Source organism: Antarctobacter sp. (assembly GCF_048262615.1).
In the GTDB taxonomy this organism is placed as follows: domain Bacteria; phylum Pseudomonadota; class Alphaproteobacteria; order Rhodobacterales; family Rhodobacteraceae; genus Antarctobacter.
In genome coordinates this window covers 16,142-42,785 of record NZ_JBLXFB010000028.1, presented here as the reverse complement: position 1 = coordinate 42,785, position 26,644 = coordinate 16,142, and the positions used below count along the sequence as shown (strand labels likewise).

Sequence of the window (26,644 nt, the reverse complement as noted above, 5' to 3'; positions counted from 1 at the left end):
GAATACCCCGAGTTTGCGACCATTCATCTGGGTCTGATGGGGATCTACTGGGCGCTGGGCCGCAAGCAAGAGTCGGCCCGGATGGCAGAGATCCTGCGCCGCAAGGCACCGGACACGACGATTTCCAATTTTCGCAAGAACCGGCCACAGGACAGTGCCACCTACATCGAGGCGATCGCCGCCGCGCTGGAGGGCAACGGCTTTCCGCCTTAGCGCAGCAGGCGGTCGACGGCGGCGCGGGCCTCGGCGCGGCGGGTCTGGGCGGCGAGGATCTGTTCGGGCGATTTGCGCGGGCGGGTGCTTTGGCGGTTGGTCTGGCGGGTCAGGATGGCGCGGATCAGTCCGGAAAAGGTGACGGGGGCGGTAGTTGTCGGGTGGGTCTGGATCTGAAGAAAGGCCATGAGGTGCTCCTGCGGCTGAGGGGATCGGTGGAGTGATCCTGTCACGCAGGGGCCTGTGCGGTCCTGAAGCGGGTGTTAAACGTTGTTAAGCCGTTCCGAAAATCGGCAAACCGGCGGGGCGCTCAGGTCAGGTGCCGTTCCAACCCCTTGAGCATCTCCAGACAGGCGGCAAGCTGGTCGCGGCTGACATATTCGTCGGGTTTGTGCGCCTGCTCGATAGAGCCGGGGCCGCAGACCACGCAATCCATGCCAAGCGATTGGAACAGCCCCGCCTCTGTGCCGAAGGCCACCACATCCGTGCCGTTGGCCCCGGTCAGTTCCGACACGATTTCGGCGATGGCGTTGTGCGGGACCGGGTGCAGGCCTGCGACCTCTCCGATCACCTCGCGGGTGATGGTGGCCTCTGTGTGGACGGCGCGCATGGATGGCAACAGGGTGGCGGCGTAGCGGTCGATTTCGGTCAGCACATGGTCGGCGTCAGAGCGTTGCACCGGGCGCATTTCCCAGTCGATCTCGGCATGGTCTGGGATCACGTTGTGCGCGTGGCCCGACTGGATGCGGCCAATGTTGAGCGTGGTCCACGGCGGCGTAAACGGGCTGTCCACGGGCGCGCGGCGGCGCAGGTCTGCTTCCAGTTCCATCAGGCGACCGGCGTAGCGCGAGGCGCAGACGGCGGCGTTGACCCCCTGATCGGGGGCAGAGCCGTGGCCCGCGCAGCCGGTGATCCGGGTGGTGTATTCGAAACAGCCCTTATGCCCGTCGATGACGCGCATCATCGTCGGCTCACCCAGTATGGCGGTGGCGGGGCGTAATTCGCGAGCGCGCAGTTCCTCAACCAGCGCGCGGGCCCCGAAACAGCCGACCTCTTCGTCGTAGGTCAGCACGATATGGACGGGGCGTTTCAGCGGCCATTGCGCGATCTCGGGGGCGAGGGCCAGAACGCAGGCGATGAACCCCTTCATGTCGCAGGCCCCGCGCCCGTACAGGCGGCCCTCCCGGTCTTCCATGACAAAGGGGTCGGAGGACCAGTCCTGATCGGCGACCGGCACCACATCGGAATGGCCCGACAGCACCAGCCCGCCGTCGCCCTCTGGCCCGAAACTGGCAAAGAGGTTGGCCTTGGTCCCGGATTCGTCCAGCGACACGTCGCAGACCGCGCCCAGCCCCTTGAGGTAGTTGGACGCCCAGCCGATCAGGTCAAGGTTGCCGTCTGCTGACACGGTGGGAAAGCCGATCAATTCGCCCAGCAGGCCCTCAGTCCGGTAGAGCAGTTCCATATCAGTCCTTTACGAACATCTTGCGGGGCCGGTCGCAGAGGCATTCGGCGGCGCCTTCCTCTTTGATAAGGATGGATTCGGTGATCTCCAGCCCCCAGTCGTCCATCCAGAGGCCGGGCATGAAGTGAAAGCACATGCCCGGTTGCAGGATCGTGTCGTCGCTGGTGCGGATCGAGATGGTGCGTTCGCCCCAGTCGGGCGGATAGCTGAGGCCGATGGAATAGCCGCAGCGCCCGGTGCGCTGGATGCCGCCCTTGGCCAGCGCCGCGTAGAGCGCGCGGGCCACGTCGCCAGCGGTGTTGCCCGCGCGGGCGGCCTGCAACCCGTCCTCGAGCCCCTCAACCAGTGCCTTTTCAGCGTCCAGCAAGTATTGCGGCGGTTTGCCTAGAAAGACGGTCCGGCAAAAGGGCGTGTGATAGCGGCGGTAACAGCCTGCGAGTTCGAAGAATGTCGCTTCTCCGGTCTCAAACGGGCGGCCATCCCATGTGAGGTGCGGGGCAGAGGCGTCAACGCCCGAGGGCAGCAGCGGCACGATGGCGGCATAGTCGCCCCAGTGGCCATCCGCGCCGCGCACCGCGTCGCCAAGGATTTGTGCCACCAGTTCGTTCTTGGGCAGGCCGGGTTCGACCCGCTCCAGAATGCCATCGACCATCTTTTCCGAGATCCGCGCGGCGCGGCGCATAAAGGTGATTTCCTCACCGGATTTGACCGCGCGCAGCCAGTTCACCAGCGCCGTGGCGTCGTGGAAGGTGGCGTCGGGCAGTTCGGTCAGCAGGGTCTGATGGGCGCGGGCGGAATAGTAGTAATTGTCCATCTCGACGCCGATGCGGCCCGTGCCGACGCCGCGCGCACGCAGGTGGGCGGCGAGATCCTGCATCGGGTGCACCTCGGTCGATTGGACAAAGTCGTCGGCGTAGCCCAGCACGCGCTCCGGTTCCATCCAGACGGTGCGCAGCGCGCCGTTGGCGTCCATCGCGCGGCCCCACCACAGCGGCGGCTCTCCGGGGATGACGATCACACCTTGATGGACGTAGAAGGACCAGCCGTCATAGCCGGTCAGCCATGCCATGTTCGACGGGTCTTGCACGTAAAGCGCGTCCAGCCCGAGGGTCTGCATCCGCGCCTCGACCAAGGCCATGCGGCGGGCGTATTCGGCCATCGTAAAGGGGAGATGCGGTGCGGTCATGGTCTTGCTGCCTGTGTGGTGATCCCTCCAGCCCTAGGTGCGGGGGGGCGGGGACTTCAAGAGTTTTCGGGGTGGAACAGGTTAAGGTCTTACGCGGCGCAAGATTTTCGTGCAGCCAGATTCCCGGCAGGCAAATGGCGGAAAACGACGCTTTGCCGTCGCCTTGACCACTGGTCGCGGCGTCCGGAATCCGTTACGCAGGCGCTACCCCCTGCAATAAAGGCATTGCGCGCTGCTGCCGGGGGGCGAGGAGCCTTTGGCACCCGATCCGCGCGTGACCCGGGGCCTCCTTTCCAGACAACAGCGGCGCGCCGCCGCGACACAGGAGCCATGGATGAAGACCAATGACCAACTGGCGGAATGGGACCGCGAGAATTTCTTTCACCCCTCGACCCATCTGGCGCAGCACGCGCGGGGCGAAACGCCGACCCGTGTGATCAAGACCGGCGAGGGCTGTCACATCACCGACCGCGACGGCACCCGGCTGCTGGATGCCTTTGCGGGTCTGTATTGTGTGAACGTGGGCTATGGTCGCCCCGAGATTGCCGAGGCGATTGCCGAACAGGCGCGGGAACTGGCCTATTACCATGCTTATGTGGGCCACGGGACAGAGGCATCGATCACCCTGTCCAAGATGATCCTCGACCGCGCGCCTGCGGGCATGTCCAAGGTCTATTTCGGCCTGTCGGGGTCGGATGCGAATGAGACCAACGTCAAGCTGATCTGGTATTACAACAACATCCTTGGCCGGCCCGAGAAGAAAAAGATCATCTCGCGCTGGCGCGGGTATCACGGGTCCGGTCTGGTGACAGGTTCGCTGACGGGGCTGGAGCTGTTCCACAAGAAGTTCGATCTGCCGCTGGCGCAGGTGGTCCACACCGAGGCGCCGTATTACTATCGCCGCGATGATCTGGACCAGACGCCGGAGCAGTTCACCGCGCATTGCGTGGCCGAGCTGGAGGCGCTGATTGCGCGTGAGGGCGCGGAGACCATCGCGGCCTTTATCGGTGAGCCGGTGCTGGGGACGGGCGGGATTGTGCCGCCACCGCCGGGCTATTGGGCCGCCATTCAGGAGGTGCTGCGCAAGCATGACATCCTGCTGGTTGCGGATGAGGTGGTCACAGGGTTTGGCCGTCTGGGCAGCATGTTCGGCTCCGATCACTATGGCATGACGCCGGATTTGATCACCATCGCCAAGGGTCTGACATCGGCCTATGCGCCCTTGTCCGGGTCCATCGTGGGTGACCGCATGTGGAAGGTGCTGGAGCAGGGGACGGATGAGAACGGCCCCATCGGCCACGGCTGGACCTATTCGGCGCATCCTATCGGGGCGGCGGCGGGGGTGGCCAACCTCAAGCTTCTGGACGATCTGAACCTGATCCAGAACGCCGGTGAGGTGGGGGCCTATCTGCAAGGTGCGCTGCGCGATGCGCTGGGCGATCATGCCAATGTCGGTGAGATACGCGGCGAGGGGATGCTGGCGGCGGTGGAATTTGTCGCCGACCGGGACTCGCGCACGTTCTTTGACGCGGGCGACAAGGTGGGGCCGCGCATCTCTGCGGCGCTGCTGTCCAAGGGTGTGATTGCGCGGGCGATGCCGCAGGGCGACATTCTGGGCTTTGCGCCGCCCTTCTGCCTGACCCGCGCCGAGGCGGATGAGATCGCAGGCAAGGTGGCGCAGGCGGTGGGTGAGGTCCTGCCGGGCTGAGCCTGTTTGTGCGATGCGCGCGGTCCCGGTCCTGTTGGCCGGGGCCGCGTTTTGGTGGAGGGTCGACGGAGTGCGACCATTGATCCACCCATCTGTTGCGCGGTCGGCGGATTTGCTACCTGCCTGTCAGGTGTGGTGCGCCGGACGGAGGACGACGGATGCTGCTGGATGTCAGGAATGTGGCCAAAAGCTTTGCCGGGGCGGATGGGCCGGTGCCGGTGCTGACGGGCGTGGATATGGCGCTGGACCTTGGCCAGACGCTGTCGTTGCAGGGCGAATCCGGGTCGGGCAAGAGCACCTTGATGCATATCGTCGGCGCGCTGGACACGGCGGACAGTGGCGAGATCCTGTTTGACGGGCGCGATATTGCGGCCTTGGACGAGGGCGGGCGCGCGGCGCTGCGCCGGTCCGAAGTTGGCGTGATCTTTCAACAGTTCAACCTGATCCCGTCCTTGGATGTGACGGAAAACATCCGCTTTCAGGCGCGGCTGGCAGGGCGTGAAGACCCGGCAGGGGTTGCGCATCTGATCGAGGTGCTGGGCCTTGGCCCCCACGCGCGCAAATACCCCGAGCAACTGTCGGGCGGTCAGCAACAGCGGGTCGCCATCGCGCGGGCGCTGGCGGTGCGGCCCCGGCTGATTTTGGCGGATGAGCCGACCGGCAATCTGGATGAGGCGACGGCGGCGGATGTGCTGGACGAGATGCTGTCGCTGGTGGCGGCGACCGGCGCGGCGCTGATGGTGGTCACGCATTCGCCCGCCGTGGCAGCGCGGATGGACCGACAGTTGCACCTGAGTGGCGGGCGGTTGGCATGACGCGGGCCTGTCTACAGGCATTGTGGTCGCACTGGCGGCGCAATCCGTTGCAGTTGTTCACCTTTTTGGCCGGTCTGGCGCTGGCGACGGCGCTGTGGTCCGGCGTGCAGGCGATCAACGCCGAGGCGCGGGCCAGCTATGATGCGGCGGCGGCGACGCTGGGCGAGGGGCGGTTTGACCAGTTGCTGCCCAAAGCCGGTGAGGGGTTTGCGCAGGACACCTACATCGCGCTGCGCCGCGCGGGGTGGCAGGTGTCGCCAGTGGTGGAGGGGCGTTTGCGGCTGGACGGCGGCGCGGTGCGGGTGATCGGTCTGGACCCGCTGACAACGCCCGGCGGGCTGAGCCCGGTGGCGGGGACGCGGGACATTGATCTGGATGCCTTTCTGACGGTGGGCGTGCTGTTTGCCGATCCGACCACGGCGGCGCGCTTGGCGGAGCTTCCGCAAGCGGTGGTGGTGGATACATCGGTGGCGCCGGATACGGTGCTGACGGATGTGGGGGTGGCGCAGAGGCTGCTGGACCGGCCCGAGCGGCTGAGCCGTCTGATCGTGGCGACAGGGCAGCCGATGGACCTGCCGCCGCTGGACAATGTTGCGCCGGGGCTGATGCGCATTGCGGCGCAAAGCTCCAGCGATGTGGGGCAGTTGACGGATAGTTTTCACCTTAACCTGACCGCTTTTGGGTTGCTGAGTTTCGCTGTCGGTATCTTCATCGTGCATGGCACCATCGGGCTGGTGTTCGAACAACGGCGCGGCATGGTGCGGACGCTGCGCACGCTGGGGGTGCCGTTGCGGCGGCTGATGGTGTTGATGGCGGCGGAACTGCTGGCGCTGTCGCTGCTGGCGGGCGGTGTCGGCGTGGTGCTGGGCTATATCGTGGCGGCGCTGTTGCTGCCGGATGTGGCGGCGACGCTGGAGGGGCTCTACGGCGCGCAGGTGGCGGGCGGGCTGCAACTGCGCCCGATCTGGTGGCTGTCGGGGCTGGGGATTGCGGTGCTGGGCGCGGGTCTGGCCGGGGCGGGGGCGCTGTGGCGGATCGCACGGATGCCGATATTGGCCAGCGCGCGGCCCCGTGCATGGGCCATGGTGGCGGGGCGCGGACGGCAGGTGCAGGGCGGTCTGGCGGTGGTGCTGCTGGCGCTGGCGGCGCTGATCGGGGCGCTTGATCTGGGCCTGCTGGCCAGCTTTGTCTTGCTGGGTTGTCTGATGATCGGCGCCGCGCTGGCGCTGCCGCTGATCCTTGGCGCGGTGCTGGCCTTGGGGCAGGCGCGGGCGCGCGGGGTGATTTCGGGCTGGTTCTGGGCCGATACGCGGCAGCAATTGCCGGGCCTCAGCCTTGCGCTGATGGCGCTGCTGCTGGCGATGGCGGCGAATGTGGGGGTGTCGACCATGGTGTCCAGCTTTCGGCTGACCTTTGTTGATTTCCTCGACCAACGGCTGTTTGCTGATGCCTATGTGCGCGGGTTGGACCGCGACGGCGCGCCCCGGATCGAGGCTTTTCTGACGGCGGGCGGGTACGATGTGCTGCCGCTATTGTCCGTCGATACGCGGCTGGCGGGCGTGCCGTCCGAGCTGATGGGCGCGCGGGTCGGTCCGGCCTATGTCGCCAACTGGACATTTTTCGCGGCGGTGCCGGACGCATGGCAGCAGGTCGCGGCGGGCGAGGCGGTTATTGCCAATGAACAACTGGTGCGGCGCGCGGGCCTGTGGGTCGGCGACGTGCTGGATCTGGGTGGCGAGACACGCCTGCCGCTGGCCGGGGTCTACGGCGACTATGGCAACCCGGTTGGTCAGGCCGTTGTGTCAGAGACGCTGTTCACCGGACTGTTTCCAGAGGAACGCCCCCGGCAATTCGGTGTGCTGGGGGCCACGGCAGAGGAGCTGCGCGGCGCGCTTGGGGCCGCGTTCGACTTGCCCGCCAGCAGCATCGTCGACCAGAGCGTGGTCAAGGCGTTCTCTCTAGGCGTGTTTGAGCGGACGTTCACGGTGACGGCGGCGCTGAACGTGCTGACGCTGGCGGTGGCGGGATTCGCGATCCTGATGAGTCTGCTGACGCTGGCGGCGATCCGTCTGCCGCAGCTTGCGCCGGTCTGGGCGATGGGGCTGACGCGCGGCACGCTGGCGCGAGTCGACCTGCTGCGCGCGCTGGTGCTGGCGGCCTTGACGGCGGTGCTGGCGCTGCCCCTGGGGCTGGCGCTGGCGTGGGTGCTGCTGGCGGTGGTCAACGTCGAGGCCTTTGGCTGGCGGTTGCCGATGTATCTGTTCCCGCTGGATTACGCGCGGCTTGGGCTGTTCACACTGGCCGCCGCCGGGCTGGCCGCGCTGTGGCCCGCGCTGCGGATGGCGCGCACGCCGGTGTCGCAACTGCTGGGGGTGTTTGCCAATGAGCGTTAGGTGGGGGCTGATCCTGCTGCTGTGGGCGCAAGGCGCGCTGGCGCAGGGCTTTGCCGGGTTGGGCACGGATGCCGAGGGCTTTGCCGTGCCGCGTCCCGATCCGGTCTTTGACTTTCCCGCCGACCACGGACCGCACCCGGACTACCGGATCGAATGGTGGTATTTGACCGCCAACCTGATGGGCGCGGACGGCACCGACTACGGGCTGCAATGGACGCTGTTCCGGTCGGCGCTGGCCCCCGGTGAGGCGGCGGGCTGGTCCTCTCCGCAGGTCTGGTTTGCCCATGCGGCGGTGACAACCCCGGATGCGCATCACGTCGCCGAACGGTTCGCCCGTGGCGGGATCGGGCAGGCGGGGGTGCACGCCGCGCCGTTCGAGGCATGGATCGACGACTGGCGGATGGCCGGGGCGACGTTCGATGCCTTGGACCTGAGTGCCAGTGGACCGGAGTTTCGCTATGACATGCGGCTGGCGGCGGAGGGACCGTTGGTGTTCCACGGCGACGGCGGTTTTTCGGTCAAATCCGCCGAGGGGCAGGCGAGTTACTATTATTCACAACCCTTTTACAGCGTCTCAGGGACGCTGCACCTGCCGGAGGGGCCGGTTGAGGTGACGGGACGTGCCTGGTTGGATCGGGAGTGGTCCTCGCAACCGTTGTCGGACACGCAATCCGGCTGGGACTGGTTTTCGCTGTCGCTGGATGACGGGGCCAAGCTGATGGGGTTTTTGCTGCGCCAGACCGATGGCAGCAGCTACAGTTCGGCCACATGGATTGGCCCCGATGGCGCGACGCAGGCCTATGGCGACGGCGCATTCCGGGCCGAGCCGCTGGAGAGGGCCGAGGTGGCGGGGCGCAAGATGCCGGTGCGCTGGGCGGTGACGCTGCCCGACAAGGGGCTGGAGGTGACGGTTGAGGCGGTCAATGACAATGCATGGATGGACCTGTCGATTGCCTATTGGGAAGGTCCGGTGCGGGTCAGCGGCAGCCACGCGGGGCGCGGCTATCTGGAAATGACAGGCTACGAATGAGCGGCCTGTGGCGGAAATGGCCAGCGCTATGCGCGGCTCTTGTGGGTGCGATGCTTGGCGGCGCGGGGCCGTCCGGGGCCTTGGCGGATCAGATCGAGGTGATCGTGGATCGCGGCATGCGCGGGATCGAGATGTTCCTTGCCATGCCGGCCCGCACCGCTGTCACCCGCTTTGGTCTGACCCCGGAGCTGTTGACCGGGCCGGACGGAAAGGTGAATTTCGCGGACTTCAGCGGCGGCACATGGGACATTGGCGATGCGCTGCTGGCGGGCGTCGATGTCCGGATCGGCCATGCGCCCGCCGGGTTTGAGGCGACCTCCCTCATGGTGCATCTCAAGGACCAGCCACTGCCGTTCCAAACCCCGTTCGACGGGCTGACCGCGATCTCTGTCTGCGGCGTGGCCCAGCCGGAGACGCCGCCCGCGCTGGACGATCTGTATCTTTATGCGGGCTTTGTCGCCTATCCGCCGGACGCCGATGCCCCTTTGCGGTTCGACCTGCCGGAAGCGCCGGGTGAGCGGCTGTCGGTGACGGTCCGCGAGTACGGGCCGGGGCACACGGGCGCACCGACACGCCTGCATCTGGACTCCGGTCAGCCGCTGATCCTTGGTCGCCAAGGCGGGCTGCCGCTGTGGGCTATCGGTCTGGCCGCCGCTGTCCTGTCCGGCCTCGTGGCGCTGCGTGCGCTGCGTCGGATCTGATCCGGCCCTGACGACACGGACCTGCGACAAAGCGGCCCGATGGGGGCTGTTTAGCGCTAAACCACGACCAAATGGCAATGCCAGACGGGCCTGACCGGCCCGCCGCGCGCTGGACAATCCGCCGCGCCATGCCCCACCTTGACCCTATCGCGCCCCGGCCCAAGTTACGACCGGACAGCAAACCCGATGGAGGAAATCGTGACTCAATTCATCACCCGCCGCACCGCTCTGCTTTCAGCGGCCGCGACCGCATCGCTTGCATTGTCGCTGCCCGCCCGCGTTCTGGCGGCGACCACCCATGACGTGCAGATGCTGAACAAGCACCCCGAGGACCGCAAGCTGCGCCAGATCTTTTTCCCGCGTATCGCGGTGATCGCGCCGGGCGATACGGTCCGCTTTCTGGCGACCGACAAGGGCCACAACGCCCAGTCGTCCGACGGCATGGCCCCGGAAGGCGCCGCCGAGTTCAAGGGCAAGATCAACGAAGAGATCGAGGTGACCTTGGATACGCCGGGGTTCTACGGCTACCAGTGCCAGCCGCACTATGCCATCGGCATGGTTGGCCTGATCATCGTCAAGGGCGAGGGCATGATGGACAATCTGGACGCGGCCAAAGCGGTCAAGCATCGCGGCAAGGCCAACGCGGTCTGGGGCGACATCTGGGCCGAAGTGGACGGTATGGACCTGTCCGCCTGAGCGCGGCAATCCCATTGATGCAATGACAGGGGGGGGCGCGGCTGCGCCTCCCTTTTTTCATGTCGGCACAGGGGCACCGGCAGCCGCTGAGCGGGGTTTCGGGCGGTTTGTCGTGCGTGAGAGGGAGGAGTGGTGGCGTGGGGGGGACTCGAACCCCCGACCTAACGATTATGAGTCGTTCGCTCTAACCAACTGAGCTACCGCGCCATGCAGTGGGGGGTCGGATACGGAAGCTGCGGGCTGGCGTCAAGCCGTATTTCGCCAAAATCGGCAGGTGACGCGCAGGTCGTCGCGGGAGGAGGGCGGTCACGCCAGACAGAGGCGGGCGACCGGTCACGCGCAGGTGCTTGCGGTTGAAATCGGACGAGGTGTTGACGCCTCGGGCGATGACCGCCTCGGTGGCGGGTCTGCCGTCCGTCAGCGGCGCGCAGGCGTGACGAATCTGAAAGCCGCAGCCGCGCCGCTTGTGCCAGTATCTAAAGTCATGGTGCAGCGGAGGGTTCTGAGGTCATCGCCCGCGCGAAGGTCTGCGAGAATTTCCGGCGCGTTGCGGGCGATTGCCGGGCTGTGGTCGGTCTGCGACGATGTGGTCGACTATTGATAGGAGTGTCCGACAAGGCGAAATCTTTGCTTGCCTTGCTTTCCGGAAATCAAGCCGCTGCCGGCGTTGCCATGCGCGTCCAATTCCATCTTGCCACCAAATAGACGCTGACCACTTGCGTTGTATTCGTCGAACTTGAAACCGGTCCCTGTGGCGGTTGTTATCCGAAGCCGGGTTTCCCTCTTTTTGTCGGAGCCGACCTGAGTGTATTGGCACCGCCCCAGCGTGCGCGTGCAATCATGGGGGGGGTATTTCAGCTCAAAGCCGTCGTTGCGGACCCAGCGCACCTGATTGCCGTCTTTGTCGAGGTAGGTGGTGAACACCGGTTTGCCTGACGGCGCGGCACCGCGATAGCTGTCGAGAACGTAAAAGCGCCCGGATTTGCCCCGGAAAACGTGGTGGATCAGTCCGCCCTGGCTTTGCTTGATGCTGGTATAGTCACCGGGTTTGAGGGTTTCCGGCTTCCAGCGGATATCCTCAGCGACCGAAGGGCTGGCCAAGACAGCAAGCGCAAGCCCAAGGAAAACAACTGCCCGCATGATACCCTCCGAAAAAAACCGTCCTTTCGGGGGTATAGTGCAGAGCGCCGTATGTCGAAACCGGGGAAATCAGGCAAAGACCACACCTGAGCGTTTTACAATGGTTGCCGCTATGTGCCGGGCCGGCTGCGGCGCAATGGGTGCAGAGCAAGGCGCACAGCGCCCTGTCTGGCGGGGGATAGGGCGCGGTTCCGCGCCCCCATCCGTTATTTCACGATATGCTCATCCTTGACGAACATGTTGTCCCATGCGCGGTCAATCAGTTCCGGCGTCATCTTGTAGGGGATGCCCTCGAAGTCGCAGACAGAGATCATCTGGTCGATCAGGAAGATCGGCTGATAGTTGGCGTAGATGTTCTTGATCGTCGGATACTTGTTGCGCAGCAGGTGGACGAGGCTGGCCTCATCCAGTTGCATCTTTTTCTTGCGCGCCACGAGGCTGAAGATCTTGAGGAAGTCCTGCTGGTGCGGTCCGTCGATCTTGATCTTGAAGAAGATCCGGCGCAGGGCGGCCTGGTCGAAAATCTCGTTCGGGTGGAAGTTGGTCGAGAAGATGACCAGCGTGTCAAAGGGCACCTCGAATTTTTCACCCGATTGCAGGGCAAGGATGTCCTTGCTTTCCTCCAGCGGCACGATCCAGCGGTTGACCAGCTTTTGCGGCGGTTCGGCCTGACGGCCAAGGTCATCGACGATGAAGATGCCGCCGGTGGATTTCAGTTGCAGCGGGGCCTGATAGGTGCGCGCCGTGGGGTTGTAGACGAGGTCGAGCATGTTCAGCGACAGTTCACCCCCGGTGATGACCGTGGGCCGCTGGCACAGCACATAGCGGCGGTCGAACCGGGCGGTGCGGCGCAGCGCATTGGGGTTCTCATTGTCGCCTTCGGCCTTGGAATGCACGATCGGGTCATAGACGGTGATGACCTGACCGGAATATTCGATGGCGCGCGGGACATAGATCCGGTCGCCCATCGCGTCGCGGATGCCGTTCGAGATAGAGGATTTGCCGTTGCCCGGCGGGCCGTACATCAGGATCGACCGGCCCGAGGACACCGCAGGGCCAAGGTTCGAGATCAGATCGTCGGGCAGCACAAGGTGGCCCATGGCGCCGGTCAGCTGGTCGCGGGTGATCTGGATATTGCGGATCGACTGGCGCTTGACCTGTTCGGCATAGACGTCCAGCGGCACCGGCATCGGACCAAAGTATTCGGACTGCGCCAGCGCATCCAGCGCCCGCGCCTTGCCGGTGTCGGTCAGTTGATAGGGCATCTCCGAAGACACCTCGCCCGCAGGGCCCATGGTGCCCATGGCCTCCAGCAGGCCCTGCGCGCGGCACATGTCGATCAGTTCCTGCGTGACGGTCACCGGCAGGCAGACCGTTTGCGCAAGATCGGTCACGATGTTGGTGTTCTTGCGGAACATCGTCTTGAGGATGATATCGCGCATCATCACCAGCGGAAGCTGCATCTCTTCGATGCGCTTGGGTGGCGGCGGGGCCATGACGGCGCCGGTCTCCATGTTCATGTCGGGTCTGCCCTCAACTGCTTTGCGTCAAGGGTGCCTTGGGATTGTGGCGCGACAACGGCGGCGGTGAGGAAAGACGCGGACCGGGGCGGGCGCAGGGTCAGGGCGTGGACTGGCCGTAGAACAACCCCAGCCCGAGGTAGATCGCCAGCGTTCCGCCCAATGCCAGCCCCATCGGGAACTTGGAGCCCACGTCCCAGCTGTGCCAGTCCGGGGCCAGACGCCGCAGAGGCGTCCGCTTGGCCAGCCGGTGCGCGACAAAGGCGGCCAGCAGGTTGGCCGCAAAGAGCGCCATCAAAAAGCGCAGGTCACCGATGTGGATGAACGGGGCGGCGGCGGCGGCGAATTTGGCATCGCCTGCGCCCATCGCCCCACCAGCGTTGAGCGCAATTCCCGCCACCAGAACAACCAACAGATGCAGGTAGCGCCACAGATAGGCATCCAGCGGCAGCGCGATCACACCGACAAAGAGATAGACGATGAACAGCGCTACAACCGCATGGTTGGGGATGCGCATCCCCTTCATGTCGGTATAGCAAATATAGATGCAGATCGGCAGCGCGAAGGGCAGGAACCACGCAGCCGCAAGAACGCTCAGCGACACCGGGTCAGGCCTCTTCGAGAGCGGCCAGCGCGCGGGCTGCGGCGTCAAAGTGCTGCGGGTGCGTCTCAAGAGCCTCGCGCAGCAGCGCCTTGCCGGTCTTGACGTCGCCGCTCTTGACTGCGGCAAGGCCAAGGGTGTGCAGCAGTTCGGCGCGTTCGACCTGTGTCATCGGGATCACCGGCAGTTCGTATTTGCCCTGCGCGCCGCGCGCCATCACCAGATTGTTCTTGGCGGTGAACAGCTTTTCGTCGTGGCGGATCGCCTCGACAAACAGCTTTTCGGCGGCGGGCAAGTCGCCGCGTGCCAGTTTGGAATAGCCCCAGTTGTTCAGAACGGAGGCGGGTTTGGTGGTCAGGCCAACCGCCACCTCATAGAAACTGTCGGCCTTTTTCCACTCTTCGTTGCCGTCGGCGATCATCGCCTCCAGCCGATAGCGTTTGAAAGTCTCGAAGGTCGGCGGGATGGCGTCCAGCACCTTTTCCGCCGCATCCCAGTCCCCGGCGCGGATCAGCGTATCGGCCAGCTGGACCTTGTCGCCATCGTTGCTGTCCTTGTGGTCGACCACCTTGGCCCAGGCCACCTTGGCCTCTGGAATGCGCTTGGCGCGCACCAGCGAGAGCGACAGACCGCGCAGCACGTCGATGCGGTCGGGGTTTTCAGAGGCGGTGCGCTGGAAATAGGCAACCGCCTCATTCGGGTCGCCCACGGTCAGCATGACCTCATTGAGGTCGCTTTCATCGACGACGTTCACGCCTTGGAACTTGCGGTCCATTTCGGCGCTTTTGATGTCTTTTTCACAGGCCGAAAGCGCGACCACGCCGACCGCGCATATGGAAACGAGAATAGGATGGCGCATTTTGCCTGCGTCCTTGTGCTGCTCTGCCTCTGTCCCGCCTTTTCGGCGGTTGTTTTTGTGCCCCGATGTTACGGGACGGGTGACCGTCAGGTGCCGGTGTTCCGGATAAGGTAGTCTCCGTGACCACGGCGAACGATCTTGTATTCTTGCTCTAGCTCCGGACCATAAACGGAATTTTCCAATTTTGCGAGCGCCAAGCGCAGATTGTCGCGAATTGAGTCACTTTGGCCATTGTCGAGCGCATAGGCGCGGCGAAAGACCTCTGTCGCCTCGGCGGTCTCACCCTTTTCGATCAGCACGATGCCCAGATTGTTCCATGCCTCGGCCCATTCCGGCTCGGCCTTGACCGCGCGGCGCAACAGCGGTTCGGACTGGTGCAGCCGCCCCAGCCCGAGGTTTGCGGACCCCAGCGCCATCAGCACCTCGCCGGTCAGCCCCTGATCGGCGGCGGCGCGGGTAAACGCCTCCAGCGCCAGTTCGAATTGTCCGGAGGCCATCAGCCGGTGCCCGACAGTCAGGCCATCGACCGCCTCGCCGCGCGGATCGAGCCCCGGCGCATAGGGCGAGGCATCCGGATCGGGCCCAAGCGCAGACGGGCCGCCTGCGGTGCAGGCGGCCAGTTGTGTCAGGATCAGGATGGCCCGGAGAGCCTGTTTCATACGGTCATTGACCCACGGCAAGCGAACCCATTTCAGAGATGCCAACCGCAGACGGGCCCACGAGGATAATCAACAGCGGCGGCACTGTCAGCATCATAGTCACCAGCGTCATCTTTGTCGGCAGTTTGTTGGCCGCTTCTTCGGCGCGCATGACTCTTTTGTCACGCATTTCATCAGAGTAGACGCGCAAGGCGTCGGAAATCGAGGTGCCGAAAGAGGTGGCCTGGTTCAGCACGGTCACAAAGGACGAGATATCCGGCAGGCCACAGCGATCAGACATGTCATTGAGAACCTGCCCCCGGTCCTTGCCCGCCTTCATTTCGTAGCTGATGATCTCATATTCGTCGGCGAGATCGGGGAAGGAGGTGCGCAGTTCCTTGGCCACGCGCACGATGGACTGGTCCATCGACTGACCGGCCTCGACGCAGACAAGCATCATGTCGAGGCTGTCGGGAAAGCCTTGCTGGATCTGTTCCTGACGTTTCTTGACCCGTTTGTTCACCCAGTATTTCGGCGCCATGTAGCCAAAGGCACCGGGGCCGAGGATGGACATGACCTTGGTCTGCATCGTCGCCGTTTCGGGATCGACGAGCGTCAGGTAATAGGCTACGCCAGCGCAAAGCAGCGCGATCCCCAGCGCGAATTGCGTGAAGTAATAGATCTGCACCGCGTCCTTGGAGCGGTATCCCGCCTGCATCAGCTTGGTGCGGATCTCGGACAGTTCCTTGGCGTCCTGCGGTTCCAGAAACTGCGCGTATTTGTTAAGCTTGTCGTTCTTGCTTTTCTCGCGCAGGACGGCACGGGTTTCGGCGTCCATCCGCCTTTGGCCGCTCTCTTTCAGCTTGTCGAGCGGATCGGGCCGGGAATTGAGGAGCATCGGAATGGTGGCGACGATCAAAAGAGCGGCCAGTCCGGCGACGACGATCAGCGGCCCGGCGGGGCCAAGCAGTTCTGTGATCGTCGTATTGATACTATCGAACATTGGCAGCGTTCCTTAGACCTTGATGTCCACCAGCCAGCGCATGACAAGCATGTTCGCGACCAGCATGATGCCCACGATAAAGCAGGCGGGAATGAACCACGGGTGGTCCAGAACCTCGTCGTAGTAATCCGGCTTGGCCACCTGAATGAAGATCAGCGCGCCGATGGGGAAGCCCGACAGGAACTTGCCCGACCACTGTGCCTCGGCGGTGATGGCCTTGACCCGGCGGAACAGGCGAAAACGTGCGCGGATCACCTTGGACAGACCTTCGAGGATTTCGGCAAGGTTGCCGCCGGCCTGCTGCTGGATCGCCACGGCCACGGCGAGAAAGCGCAAATCCTGCATGTCCAGCCGTTCGGCCATGTGTTTCAGCGACTCGCCCACGTCGCGGCCATAGGTGGACTCGTCCGCGATGATTCCGAATTCGGTGGCAAGCGGGTCTTTCAACTCTTTGGCGACGATGGAAATGGCCGAGGAAAACGGGTGCCCCACGCGCAGCGAGCGCACCATCAGTTCGACGGCATCGGGCAGTTGTTCCTCGATCATGCCAAGGCGTTTCTTGGCGCGTTGGTTCACCCAGAAATAGACCCCGCCGACACCCATGCCGACAGACATCAGACCCCGCACGGCCACGCCTGCCTCTGTGCCGACGCTCAGGCCGATGAAGGCAAAGGCCGAAGCCGCAGCCATGACCATCATCAATTGTTGCGGCGTAAAGGCCAGCGCCGCTTTCTGCGCCTTGCTTGCCAGCATCGAGTAGATGGGCAGCGAGCGGCTTTGCATGTGCTGGTCCATCTCCTTGCGGAGCTTGGCCAGAACATCCTCGCGGCGTTCGCCCTTGTCGAGCATTTCAAGACGGCGGTTGACGCGGCTGGACAGGCTGATCGACTTGCCGAAGGCGACAAGATAGACGCCGTTGACCAGAATAAGGACCCCCAGAAAGATCCCCCCGTAGATAATCGGTTCTGCGCTGAGCATCTGCCTTACTCCGGTCTGAAGGGTTCGTAGATCGAGGCCGGCACGTCATAGCCCCACATGCGGAACCGTTCCGCGTAGGCGCTGCGCACGCCGGTGGCCGTAAAATGGCCAAGGATCTTGTTGTCGGGGGTCAGGCCGACACGTTGAAAGCGAAAGATTTCCTGCATGGAGATCACGTCGCCTTCCATGCCGGTGATCTCTGTGATCGAGGTCATCCGGCGCGAGCCGTCCTGAAGGCGGCTGGCCTGCACGATGAGGTTCACAGCCGATGAGATCTGACTGCGCATCGCCTTGAGCGGCATTTCAATGCCGGCCATGGCGATCATGTTTTCCAGACGTGCCACACCGTCGCGGGCGCTGTTGGCGTGGATCGTGGTCATTGATCCGTCGTGGCCGGTGTTCATCGCCTGCAACATGTCGATGACTTCCTCGCCACGCGTTTCGCCGACGATGATCCGGTCTGGGCGCATCCGCAGCGCGTTCTTGAGGCAGTCGCGCGGGGTGACCGCGCCTTTGCCTTCGACGTTGGGCGGGCGGCTTTCCATCCGGCCCACATGGCTCTGCTGTAGTTGAAGTTCGGCGGTATCCTCGATGGTCAGGATACGCTCGGCGTCGTCGATGAAGCTGGACAGCGCATTGAGCGTCGTTGTCTTACCGGAGCCTGTACCGCCAGACACGATGATATTCAGACGCGTGGCCACGGCCGCCTGGAGATAGACGGCCATTTCCTCGGTGAAGGCGCCGAAGTTCACCAGATCGTCGATGGCCAGCTTGTCTTTCTTGAACTTACGAATCGAGACCAGAGAGCCGTCGATGGCGACAGGCGGAACCATGGCGTTGAAACGCGATCCATCCTGAAGACGGGCGTCGACATAGGGGTTGGATTCATCGACGCGGCGACCGACGGCGGAGACGATCTTGTCGATGATCCGCATCAGGTGCTTTTCATCCTTGAACGTCACGTCCGACAGGGTCAGCTTACCGTTCTGTTCGATAAAGATCTGGTGCGGGCCATTGACCAGAATATCCGAGATGTTCTCGTCCTTGAGCAGCGGTTCCAGCGGGCCAAGGCCTTTGACCTCATCGTAGAGGTCGGCCATCATGGCGCGCCGCTCATCGCGGTTCAGTACGACGCCTTTGTCTTGCAGGGTTTCCTGAGCGATAGAGCTGATTTCCTCGCGCAGATCGCCCTCGGACGCCTTGTCCAGCGCCGACAGGTTGAGGTTTTCCAGCAGCGCGCGGTGCAGTTCCAGCTTGATTTCGCCCAACCGCTCCTTGCGTTTTTTCTCCTTGTCCACCGGCCCGGCCTGAGCGGCGGGATTCGGCGCCACCTTGCGTCGCGACGCGGCGGGTTTGGCGGCGGTGGCCGCCGTGGCAGCGGCGGGTGCCGCGGCTTTGACAGGGGTCGCATCGGGTGTGGACGGTTTTTTATAGCGCGAAAACATCACGGTCCTCGTAATCAGGCGGCCTCGGCATCGCTGGCACCGATGGCATTAAGCTGTTGTGCAAGCTTGACAATCTCGCGGCGGAGCGGGTTCTTTGCGGCATGGTTGGCCAGCGGCAGGCCGTGGTCGCAGGCCTGCATCACGGTCCGCCCGCCGTCGGGCAGTTGGACGTCCAGCGCGATGGCCAGACTGTCGGCGAGCCGTTTGACCCGGCTTTTGCCCTGAAGATCGGTGAACTTCGGCGCCCGGTTGAGCGCGAAACGGATCTTTTCAAAGGGCAGTTCTTCGGATTGCAGCGCGCGTTTCAGGCGCAGGGTGTTCTGGGCCGACCGCATGTCCAGTTCGATCAGCGCAAAATACAGCTGCGACTCGGCCAGAACCGTTTCGGTCCACTGCACCAGCGTTGTGGGCATGTCGACGATGACATAGTCGAAATGCTCGCGCGTGATGTCGAGCAGCTTCTTGACCTGCGGCGGGCCGATGATGTCCAGCGGCAGGATGTCGGCGGGCGCGGTGAACACCTGCAACTGGTCCTCGAAGCTGACCAGCGCCTGGGCAAAGGCGTCGCCGTCCATCGATTCAATGTCCGACAGGGTTTCAAAGACCGCCTCGCGGCGCGGAAGGTCCAGATAGGTCGAGACCGATCCGAATTGCAGGCCGAGGTCGATCAGGCAGACCTTTGGTTGCTTGTCCTTGCCGCCGATGGCCAGTTCATAGGCCAGGTTCACCGCCAGCGTGGTCGCGCCGACCCCGCCCGCCAGCCCGTGGACGCCGATCAGGACGCCATCGCCGCCGCCCGAAAGCTTGACCCCTTCGGTGCCAGCGCTGGGCGTGGCTTCGGCGGTGGCGGGGGCCGGGGCGGGTTTGCGCAGGCGTTCCAGCGCACCGGCCAGTTCGCCCTCGGGCAGGGGGTAGGGGACAAATTCATCCGCGCCGTCGCGCAGCAGGTGGTGCAGGGAGGCCGGGGTGACATCCTCGGCGATCAGGATCACCTTGACGCCGTTTTCCTTGGCCGCCCGGATCACGCTGGTCAGCATGGGCAGGTCCGGCTCATCTATGGCGTCGATGGCCATGGCGACAAATTCCAGCGACCGGGCGTCGGGCTGGCGCAGGAAGGTCGCGGCCTCGTCGAACCCCAGATCGCCCCAGCCTTCGCCGAGCAGGGCCTCCATGTCGTCAATGAGCAGGTCGAAGTTCTGGACATCGCGGCTGATCGTGCAGGCCACGATCGGCGCTGGCTCCATTTGCTGTGATGTCGCGTTCGTCATACCTGTCGTCCTCTAAATTTGCCGGCTCGGGTGACGTGGCGAAGACGTGTCCCCCGGTCCCGCGGTGCGCGACTCGGGTCGCGGCACGCACTGGTTCTCCAAGGGGACATTCCCCCACAATCGAGGCAACATTTGGGCCAAAAAACCGAAATTGTGCGGTGAACGGCGACCGAATCCGGGCCTTGCGGCGCAAACGTGACCCTCTGGCGGTCAACCAAAATCTGGGAACAATTTGGGCGTGTATCGTTTCGCAGGGCGCGGGAATCCCCCGGAAAGCACAGGACTGGCGCAAGGATCGGGGCATGTGCGGACAGGAATGAGGCAAACACCAAAAAGGGGCCCGAAGGCCCCTTGTCGTTTGTGCTGCGATCCGTCGGGTCCGTTACTGGGTAACGGCCAGATCTTGCCCCTGCTGGCCGGTCAGCACCGTCTTGGGTTCGGCGCTGCGGATGTATTCGCGGTAGATCACTTCGGCATATTTGCCGTCCATCACCGTGGGATGCCGGGCGACAAAGCCCGAAACCTCGGTCACGGTGCGCCGGTTGCGGCGTTCACGGCCTTCGGTCACGATCAAAGGCTGGGTTTCGCCGTAGGAGACAACCGCCTCCAGCCGCGACTTGCTGATGCCCTGACTGGCGAGATAGTTCACAACCGCATGCGCCCGGCGCAGGCCCAGCCGCTTGTTGTAGGCGTCGCCGCCGACCTTGTCGGTGTGTCCGTAGACGCGAAAGCGGATTTCGGGGAACTGCCGGATCCACTGGGCCTGCTCGCGCAGGGTGTCGCGCGCCCCGTGGTCCAGTTCGGCGCTGTTGAAGGCAAAATTGACCGTTGTCATCACCTCGGAGGCGAAGCGCTGCGAGAGATCGTAGATGATCTGCTTTTCGCCGGTCATCAATTGGTGGTTGTTCATCGTGGCATTGCCAAAATGACCTGTGTCGATCAGCGCGCCCGCCTGACGGTCAAAGCCGTCCGGCGTCTTGCTGCATCCGGCGATCACAAGGCCCATTGCCAGGGCGGCGGTTATCGGTAACCTGGTCATCTTGCGCCTCTGCATCAGTCCATCACATATCCGTAGGACCCGGTGAAGTCCTGCTTGGCCACTTCGCCCGCGGCCCCGGTTTTCGGCACGCCGCCACCGGGTTTGCCCGCCACCTTGCCGCGCAGGAACAAGTCCCGTTCGGTCGGTGGCACAACGCGGTCGGTGGGCAGGGCGAAATATTCGCCCCGAGTCGGGGTCACAAGATGCGGCGTCACGATGATCACCAGTTCCGATTGCGAGCGCTCAAACTCCGCGCTGCGGAACAGCGCGCCCAGCACCGGCACGTCCCCCAGCCAGGGAAGCTGGGCATTGGCGTCGGTGAAATCATCCATCAGCAAACCCGCGATGGCAAAGCTTTCGCCGTCGCGCAGTTCCACCGTGGTCGAGGTCTCGCGCCGCTTGAAGGCGTTGACCGAGATGTCCGACAAGACGATTGCGTTGCCGGAGTCGATTGAAGAGACCGCCGCTTCGAGTTCGAGGTTGATCAGATCGCCGTCAATCACCCGCGGGATAAAGTTCAGCTCAACGCCGAAGGGTTTGTATTCGATGGTGATCGTGTTGTTCTGCTGGCTGACCGGGATCGGATATTCGCCGCCGGCCAGAAACTTGGCCTCCTGACCGGACAGGGCGGTCAGGTTCGGCTCTGCCAAGGTGCGGACAACGCCTTTGCGTTCCAGCGATTCAAGCAGGATGCCCACTTCGAGGCCCCCCGCGTTGAACCCGAAGAGCACCGCGCCCTCGACATCGAGGGCTTTGGGCGACAATTTGTCGGCCACCGCGTCCACATCCGCCAGAGAGGCGGCGTTTCCGGTACCCAGTTCCAGTCCCAGATTGCCGTCCAGCACCGAGCCGCCAGTTGCCAGCGAGGTGCGCAGCATCTTGGCCGCCGTGCGTTCCATTTCGGCGAAGCGGACCTTCAGCATCACCTGCTGGACGCCACCCACCGACATCAGGTTTGACACCCGTTCCGGAGCATAGCGTTCGGCAAGTTCCAGCGCCCGCTGCATCCGCCCGGTCGAGGTGACGGTGCCCGACAGGACGATGCCGTCGTTGGCGGTGCGCACTTCGATTTTTTCCTGCGGCAGGATCTGGCGCAGACGTTCCTTGAACTCGGACACATCCGGCGACACCCGGATATCGACGTTGGTGATCAGCTCACCTGCCGCATCCAGAATGGTCAGCGTCGTTGTACCGGGCGACTTGCCCAGCACATAGATGTTGCGGTCATTCAGGGATGAAATGTCGGCGATGGCGGGGTTGGCGATGGAAAGCTCTGCAAAGGGCAGATCGCTTTCGACAACCAGCGCGCGGTTCATCGGAACATTCAATATCGGCTGCGTGCCATTGCGCAGGATGCGCAGCGTGTCCGCCTGCACCTCACCGACAAACGGCGCGGCCGTCAGCGACAGGCCCAGCAGGGCCGCCTTAAGGAATCTGTCAATTTTCATGTGACCTGCCTCTCGATCACGCCTCGGTCGCAGGTCTAGCGCCTGCCTTTTCCCAAACATGCGGCATTTCTTGTTTTTATGCAAGAATCAATGGCTTCAGGGGGGGCACTTATGTGGATAACCCGCAACAGACGGGATTTCAGCGCCAACAAAAAGGCCCCCGCACCGGCGGGGGCCCTGTGAGTCAAGCGGTTGAATTCGCCCGTTGAAACGACGCTCAGTTGGTGCAGGGGATCGGGATCTCGACCACGTCGGCACCGCGGCGCACACGGGTGGTGCAGGACTTCGACACTTTCTTTTCGACCTGCTCTTCGGCGACGATGCCCAGAAGAGAGAGCTGATCGACCTCGATGGCCTCGGCAACCGTATCGTCCAGTTGCGACATCAGCGACAGGGACAGCTTTCCGGTCGATTGCGCCTGCGCCAGTGCCGCAACCTGCTGCGGGCTGGCGGCCACGGTCACGGTCCGCGCGATGGTGGCGGTGTTGTATTCGGTGTCCGATGTCTGGTCGATGGCGATCAGATTGATTCCGGTCTGGATCAGTTTGGTCACTTCGCCAGAGGACCGTTCGCCAATCTCGCCGGGCAGACGGCCGGTCCAGTAGACGTCGACCCGGTCGCCGGGACGCAGAAAGCCCGAGACGCCAGAGGCGACGTCGACCTTGATGGCAAAGGCGCGCTGCCCGCGGGACAGGCGCGAGGTCAGGCCCGCATCGCCGCCCGGCTCTGAGACCTTGACGGCCATCAGCACTTCGCTTTTTTCGATCGGGCGCATCGCAAGGCGCGCGCCCTCACCGCTGACGAAAAGGGGGTTTTCCGCGTCAAAGAACGTCTCTGGCAGGGCCGTTTTGGGCCAAGGGGCCAGAACCACGTCCTCTTTCTTGATTTCTTCGCCATAGCTGATGGCGCGTGTGGTCACATAGACCTCGGCCACCGGCACCGAGGTGCCTGATTTGGCGCGTTCCTGTGCCAGCGCGCTTTCGTAGGCGCCGATATAGTTCTGCGCCATGTAGACGGCAAAGCCCGCCAGGGCGAGGCCGGCGATGAGCACAAGTCCGAATACGAGTCGCATGGGTCACCTCACTTGGAATGTCACGACATTGGCCGGCGGTCCGGCTTTGGATCACAGTGCCATGTGATTGCGGCAAGAACGGGACAGGGGCGGGGCGCTTTGACGGCCCGCCCCTGTTCCGGCAATTGGACCACAACGCGCCGACACGGCACATCGGCCCTGCACACCGATAGGCGGCCCGGAGTCCGGGCCGCCCACGGTTTGCGTGGCAGCAGGGGTCAGAAATCGTTCTGGCGCACCAGTTCGGCGGAAACGCCGTCGCGCAGGCCAAGCGTGGCGGTTTCCGCAGCGGTATAGGCAGCGATGCAGAGACCCACGATGGCAGCAGTCAGAACGACCCAATCCACGGTCACGGCACCATCTTCCTTCGTTAGAAAGGCACTGAGCAGAACGCGCATGGTGAAACTCCGGGGCTGGGGGGCCGCACATAAAAACATGCGGATTTGAAAAAGGCGCGCGCCGCAGCGCGCGCCTGGTCTTCAGGTGATCGTCAAGCGATCAGACAACTTAGAAGTCGTTTTCGAGAGCCACACGTGCGGCGGCTGCGTCGATCAGCGCCTGCGAGTTGGTTTCGATGGTCGAGTAGGCGGCCACGGCCAGACCCACGACAGCAGCGGTCAGAACGACCCAGTCAACTGTAACGGCGCCGTCTTCGTCCTTGCGGAAGTTCTTGATGAAGTTGATCATTGTTCTCTCTCCGTAGATCTGTGCGTTGTTCACATTCACCGTCTCGGGGTCGTAGCGGGCCTCTCTCAACTTGCCCTGTCCGTCGTCGGTATGACTGTAAATTGCCGGTGGTTTGGGGCGAGAGTGTGTCTCGAATGGTGTGATTTTGGAGCGTTGCATTTTTTTGGCTTAGAATTGATTAAGCGGCTGCTTTTTAATGAGAAAAATTCTTGGCAGGACGCAAGCGGGGCCGGGTTTCGGCGCGGCGCTGCGCGCTTTGGGTGACGATGGTTTTCCAATGCGCAACACTGATGGATAATTTGGCCGGATTGTGCCAAAATAAGAATAATAAGGACCGAAAAACGGGGATCGAGCAGGCCCATGGTCGTCAGAACACGTATGAGCGCCGCAATTGCGGCCATTTTGATCTGTGCGTCGGGCGCGCAGGCGCAGGAGGCGGGCAGTTCCCCCCCGGCTTTCAAGGATTTTACCTTTAAACGGGTCAAGCCACCCGAATCCGGCACCAAGAAACGGATCACCGTGCAGATCGCGCCGCGCGCGAATCCAGCGGTTGCGCCACCGATTGCCTCTGCCCCGCCGCCGCAGCCCGCACCACAGGCCGGTGTGGTCACGGGCGCGATCGCTGGCGCGCCCGCGGTCCCGCTAGGAAGTTATGCGTGGTTCTGGAATACGGTCTCACCCGAGGTCACGGCCACGGGGCCGGGCCGTCTGAGCCCGGCGCTGGCCACCCTGACAAAAGGCCCCGAGGGCCAAAGCGTCGGCGCGCCGCGTTTGCAAGGCTTGCAGGAGATCGCGCAGGCGCACGGCGTCGACCTGTTGCGTGAAACGGTGGGGACGCGCGTGTCGCCCGCGCTGGCGCTGGCGGTGATCGCGGTGGAATCCGCCGGAGAGTCGCGCGCCAAGAGCAAGGCTGGCGCGCAGGGGCTGATGCAACTGATGCCCGCCACGGCAGAGCGTTTCGGCGTCAAGGATGCCTTCGACGCGACGCAGAACATCCGTGGCGGCGTGGCGTTCCTCGATTTCCTGATGGAAAAGTTCGAGGGCGATCCGATCCTTGTTCTGGCAGGGTACAACGCCGGTGAGAATTCCATCGGGCAGCACAGCGGCGTGCCGCCCTATGCCGAAACGCGCGACTATGTGCCCAAGGTGCTGGCCGCCTTCAGCGTCGCGCGCGGCCTGTGCCTGACCCCGCCGGAACTGATCTCGGACGGCTGCGTCTTTCGGGTGATGTCACCGTAGCGCGACCCCGTCCCGGACACGATCCGGGACCTCGCCTTGGCTCAGGCCCGCAGCACCGCGCCGGGGTTCATGATGCCCTTGGGGTCCAGCGCCGCCTTGATCGCCCGCATCGCCGCCAGTTTGGCCGGGTCGCCGTAGTGTTCCAGATCGTCGACCTTCAGCCGCCCGATGCCATGTTCGGCGCTGATCGACCCGCCCAGGTCATGCACAAGGTCATGCACGCAGGTCTTGATCGCGTCGCGCTGATCGGTGTGATCCGCGCGGCTGCGCCCCGGCACAGGAAAGACGTTATAATGCAGGTTGCCGTCACCGACGTGGCCAAAGCAGTTGATCCGCCAGTCGCCCAGCGTCGCCAGCGCGGCCCCGCCACGGGTGATGAATTCGGGGATCAGCCCCAGCGGGACAGAGATGTCATGGCTCGACACCGCGCCGATCCGCCGGTTCGCTTCGGGGATGTGTTCGCGCAGGGTCCAGAGGTCGCGGGATTGCGCGACCGATTGCGCCACGATGCCGTCTGTCACCAGTCCGGTCTCAAAGGCCTCGGCAAAGAGGCTCTCCAGGGCTGTGGCCGCATCGGACCCCACACCCAGTCCGATCTCGATCAAAACCGCCCATTCTGGCGGGCTGGCCCAAGGCTGGCGCAGGTCGGGAAGGGTTTCGGCCAGAAAGTCGAACCCCATGCGATGCATCAGCTCAAAGGCGCTGACCGTCTCGCCGAGGTGTCCGCGCGCCAGCGCCAGCAACGCCAGTGCCGCCTCGGGGGAGGTCACGGTCATCAGCGCGGTTCCGGTGGTGGCGGGCCGGGGCGCGAGTTTCAGACTGGCCGCCGTGATGATCCCAAGGGTCCCCTCAGAGCCGATCAGCAGGTGGCGCAGATCATACCCTGTGTTGTCCTTGCGCAGCCGTTTGAGCCCGTGCCAGATCGACCCGTCGGGCAGCACCGCCTCCAGCCCCAGCACCAGATCGCGCGCGTTGCCATAGCGCAGCGTGTTGACGCCGCCCGCGTTGGTGCCCAGCAGTCCGCCGATCCGCGCCGACCCTTCGGAGGCCAGCGACAGGGGAAACAGGCGGTCGGCCTCTTCTGCCGCGCGCTGGACGTCGGTCAGGATGGTTCCGGCCTCGACCACGGCGACGTTTTCCTGCGGATAGACGGCGCGGATCGCGGCCATGCGTTCCAGCGACAGGATCAGAGGCGCGGGGCCGTCGGGCTGTAGCTGCCCTCCGACAAGCCCGGTCCCGCCGCCATAAGGGACAATCCCGACACCTTCGGCGGCGCAGGCCCTGACAATGACTGCCACCTCTTCGGTGCTGCGCGGCAGGGCCACCCATCCTGCGGTGCCGGTCCAGCGCCCGCGCGGCTCTTCGCGAAAGCGCGGCTCTGCCGGGCGCAGGGTGTCGGTCGGCACGCTCTGGGCCAGACGGCCGGAGAAAGCGTCATCGGCAGGGGCAAGCGGCATCGGATCCTCCTCGCATCACTGGACGTGGTTGTGGCACGCGCAG

At 64.0% G+C, this 26,644-nt stretch carries 26 protein-coding genes and 1 tRNA gene; 8 read left to right on the top strand and 19 right to left on the bottom strand.

The window, feature by feature from the left end; translation table 11 throughout:
• The coding region (locus ACN0S5_RS20710; protein WP_417210875.1) for a hypothetical protein at nt 1-213 on the top strand (213 nt) is incomplete at its 5' end.
• Here the strand turns inward: ACN0S5_RS20710 and ACN0S5_RS20705 are convergent.
• The 3 genes from ACN0S5_RS20705 to ACN0S5_RS20695 all read right to left on the bottom strand — a co-directional run bounded on the left by ACN0S5_RS20705 (nt 210) and on the right by ACN0S5_RS20695 (nt 2,864).
• Entirely contained in the window at nt 210-401 is a 192-nt protein-coding gene (locus ACN0S5_RS20705; RefSeq protein WP_417210873.1) for a hypothetical protein, read from the bottom strand. The genes ACN0S5_RS20710 and ACN0S5_RS20705 overlap by 4 nt on opposite strands.
• Before the next feature lie 122 nt (nt 402-523).
• Nucleotides 524-1,678, bottom strand: coding sequence for an acetylornithine deacetylase (gene argE / locus ACN0S5_RS20700; RefSeq protein ID WP_417210871.1), 1,155 nt, complete (start codon nt 1,676-1,678; stop codon nt 524-526).
• 1 nt (nt 1,679) lies between these two features.
• A complete protein-coding gene (locus ACN0S5_RS20695; RefSeq protein WP_417210870.1) occupies nt 1,680-2,864 on the bottom strand; it encodes a M24 family metallopeptidase in 1,185 nt (394 codons plus the stop codon).
• Nucleotides 2,865-3,198: 334 nt separating this feature from the next.
• Here ACN0S5_RS20695 and ACN0S5_RS20690 point away from each other — a divergent pair, with 334 nt between their 5' ends.
• The 6 genes from ACN0S5_RS20690 (at nt 3,199) to ACN0S5_RS20665 (ending at nt 10,207) form a co-directional block, all read left to right on the top strand.
• Nucleotides 3,199-4,572, top strand: coding sequence for an aspartate aminotransferase family protein (locus tag ACN0S5_RS20690; protein ID WP_417210869.1), 1,374 nt, complete (start codon nt 3,199-3,201; stop codon nt 4,570-4,572).
• A 158-nt stretch (nt 4,573-4,730) separates the two neighbouring features.
• Nucleotides 4,731-5,387 carry an ABC transporter ATP-binding protein gene (locus ACN0S5_RS20685; protein WP_417210867.1) on the top strand — a complete coding sequence of 219 codons (657 nt, stop codon included), beginning with the start codon at nt 4,731-4,733 and terminating at the stop codon, nt 5,385-5,387.
• The gene (locus ACN0S5_RS20680) at nt 5,384-7,780 is read left to right on the top strand and encodes an FtsX-like permease family protein (RefSeq protein ID WP_417210865.1); all 2,397 of its coding nucleotides are present in this window, start codon (nt 5,384-5,386) and stop codon (nt 7,778-7,780) included. The genes ACN0S5_RS20685 and ACN0S5_RS20680 overlap by 4 nt, the downstream gene beginning before the upstream one ends.
• Entirely contained in the window at nt 7,770-8,810 is a 1,041-nt protein-coding gene (locus tag ACN0S5_RS20675; protein ID WP_417210864.1) for a lipocalin-like domain-containing protein, read from the top strand. The genes ACN0S5_RS20680 and ACN0S5_RS20675 overlap by 11 nt, the downstream gene beginning before the upstream one ends.
• Nucleotides 8,807-9,511 carry a hypothetical protein gene (locus ACN0S5_RS20670; RefSeq protein WP_417210862.1) on the top strand — a complete coding sequence of 235 codons (705 nt, stop codon included), beginning with the start codon at nt 8,807-8,809 and terminating at the stop codon, nt 9,509-9,511. The genes ACN0S5_RS20675 and ACN0S5_RS20670 overlap by 4 nt, the downstream gene beginning before the upstream one ends.
• Before the next feature lie 198 nt (nt 9,512-9,709).
• On the top strand, nt 9,710-10,207 hold the full coding sequence (locus ACN0S5_RS20665; protein WP_417210860.1) for a pseudoazurin: 498 nt from the start codon (nt 9,710-9,712) through the stop codon (nt 10,205-10,207).
• A gap of 130 nt (nt 10,208-10,337) precedes the next feature.
• Here the strand turns inward: ACN0S5_RS20665 and ACN0S5_RS20660 are convergent.
• The 15 genes from ACN0S5_RS20660 to ACN0S5_RS20590 all read right to left on the bottom strand — a co-directional run bounded on the left by ACN0S5_RS20660 (nt 10,338) and on the right by ACN0S5_RS20590 (nt 23,905).
• A tRNA-Met gene (locus tag ACN0S5_RS20660) sits at nt 10,338-10,414 on the bottom strand.
• 387 nt (nt 10,415-10,801) lie between these two features.
• Nucleotides 10,802-11,347: a hypothetical protein gene (locus ACN0S5_RS20655; protein ID WP_417210859.1), complete on the bottom strand. Its 546-nt coding sequence runs from the start codon at nt 11,345-11,347 to the stop codon at nt 10,802-10,804.
• Between the two features lie 206 nt (nt 11,348-11,553).
• On the bottom strand, nt 11,554-12,867 hold the full coding sequence (locus tag ACN0S5_RS20650) for an ATPase (RefSeq protein WP_417210858.1): 1,314 nt from the start codon (nt 12,865-12,867) through the stop codon (nt 11,554-11,556).
• A 100-nt stretch (nt 12,868-12,967) separates the two neighbouring features.
• A complete protein-coding gene (locus tag ACN0S5_RS20645; protein ID WP_417210856.1) occupies nt 12,968-13,471 on the bottom strand; it encodes a prepilin peptidase in 504 nt (167 codons plus the stop codon).
• Nucleotides 13,472-13,475: 4 nt separating this feature from the next.
• Nucleotides 13,476-14,327 carry a tetratricopeptide repeat protein gene (locus ACN0S5_RS20640; RefSeq protein ID WP_417210854.1) on the bottom strand — a complete coding sequence of 284 codons (852 nt, stop codon included), beginning with the start codon at nt 14,325-14,327 and terminating at the stop codon, nt 13,476-13,478.
• An 86-nt stretch (nt 14,328-14,413) separates the two neighbouring features.
• The gene (locus tag ACN0S5_RS20635; protein WP_417210852.1) at nt 14,414-14,986 is read right to left on the bottom strand and encodes a tetratricopeptide repeat protein; all 573 of its coding nucleotides are present in this window, start codon (nt 14,984-14,986) and stop codon (nt 14,414-14,416) included.
• Between the two features lie 4 nt (nt 14,987-14,990).
• Nucleotides 14,991-15,968: a type II secretion system F family protein gene (locus tag ACN0S5_RS20630; RefSeq protein ID WP_417210851.1), complete on the bottom strand. Its 978-nt coding sequence runs from the start codon at nt 15,966-15,968 to the stop codon at nt 14,991-14,993.
• Nucleotides 15,969-15,980: 12 nt separating this feature from the next.
• A complete protein-coding gene (locus tag ACN0S5_RS20625; protein ID WP_417210849.1) occupies nt 15,981-16,946 on the bottom strand; it encodes a type II secretion system F family protein in 966 nt (321 codons plus the stop codon).
• A gap of 5 nt (nt 16,947-16,951) precedes the next feature.
• Complete coding sequence (locus ACN0S5_RS20620) at nt 16,952-18,391, bottom strand: CpaF family protein (protein WP_417210847.1); 1,440 nt, start codon at nt 18,389-18,391, stop codon at nt 16,952-16,954.
• Nucleotides 18,392-18,405: 14 nt separating this feature from the next.
• On the bottom strand, nt 18,406-19,659 hold the full coding sequence (locus tag ACN0S5_RS20615) for an AAA family ATPase (RefSeq protein WP_417210846.1): 1,254 nt from the start codon (nt 19,657-19,659) through the stop codon (nt 18,406-18,408).
• 382 nt (nt 19,660-20,041) lie between these two features.
• Nucleotides 20,042-20,698, bottom strand: coding sequence for an OmpA family protein (locus tag ACN0S5_RS20610; RefSeq protein WP_417210844.1), 657 nt, complete (start codon nt 20,696-20,698; stop codon nt 20,042-20,044).
• A gap of 14 nt (nt 20,699-20,712) precedes the next feature.
• On the bottom strand, nt 20,713-22,146 hold the full coding sequence (locus tag ACN0S5_RS20605) for a type II and III secretion system protein family protein (RefSeq protein ID WP_417210843.1): 1,434 nt from the start codon (nt 22,144-22,146) through the stop codon (nt 20,713-20,715).
• 217 nt (nt 22,147-22,363) lie between these two features.
• Nucleotides 22,364-23,218 carry a Flp pilus assembly protein CpaB gene (cpaB, locus tag ACN0S5_RS20600; protein WP_417210842.1) on the bottom strand — a complete coding sequence of 285 codons (855 nt, stop codon included), beginning with the start codon at nt 23,216-23,218 and terminating at the stop codon, nt 22,364-22,366.
• Nucleotides 23,219-23,436: 218 nt separating this feature from the next.
• Nucleotides 23,437-23,616 carry a hypothetical protein gene (locus ACN0S5_RS20595; RefSeq protein WP_417210840.1) on the bottom strand — a complete coding sequence of 60 codons (180 nt, stop codon included), beginning with the start codon at nt 23,614-23,616 and terminating at the stop codon, nt 23,437-23,439.
• A 109-nt stretch (nt 23,617-23,725) separates the two neighbouring features.
• Nucleotides 23,726-23,905 (bottom strand): hypothetical protein, encoded by a 180-nt coding sequence (locus tag ACN0S5_RS20590; protein WP_094036710.1) that lies wholly within the window; start codon nt 23,903-23,905, stop codon nt 23,726-23,728.
• A 378-nt stretch (nt 23,906-24,283) separates the two neighbouring features.
• Between ACN0S5_RS20590 and ACN0S5_RS20585 the strand changes: the two genes are divergently transcribed.
• On the top strand, nt 24,284-25,144 hold the full coding sequence (locus tag ACN0S5_RS20585; protein ID WP_417210839.1) for a lytic transglycosylase domain-containing protein: 861 nt from the start codon (nt 24,284-24,286) through the stop codon (nt 25,142-25,144).
• A 41-nt stretch (nt 25,145-25,185) separates the two neighbouring features.
• On the opposite strand, the gene ACN0S5_RS20580 is transcribed toward ACN0S5_RS20585, so the two are convergent.
• On the bottom strand, nt 25,186-26,601 hold the full coding sequence (locus ACN0S5_RS20580) for an FAD-binding oxidoreductase (RefSeq protein WP_417210837.1): 1,416 nt from the start codon (nt 26,599-26,601) through the stop codon (nt 25,186-25,188).
• Between the last annotated feature and the right edge of the window lie 43 nt (nt 26,602-26,644).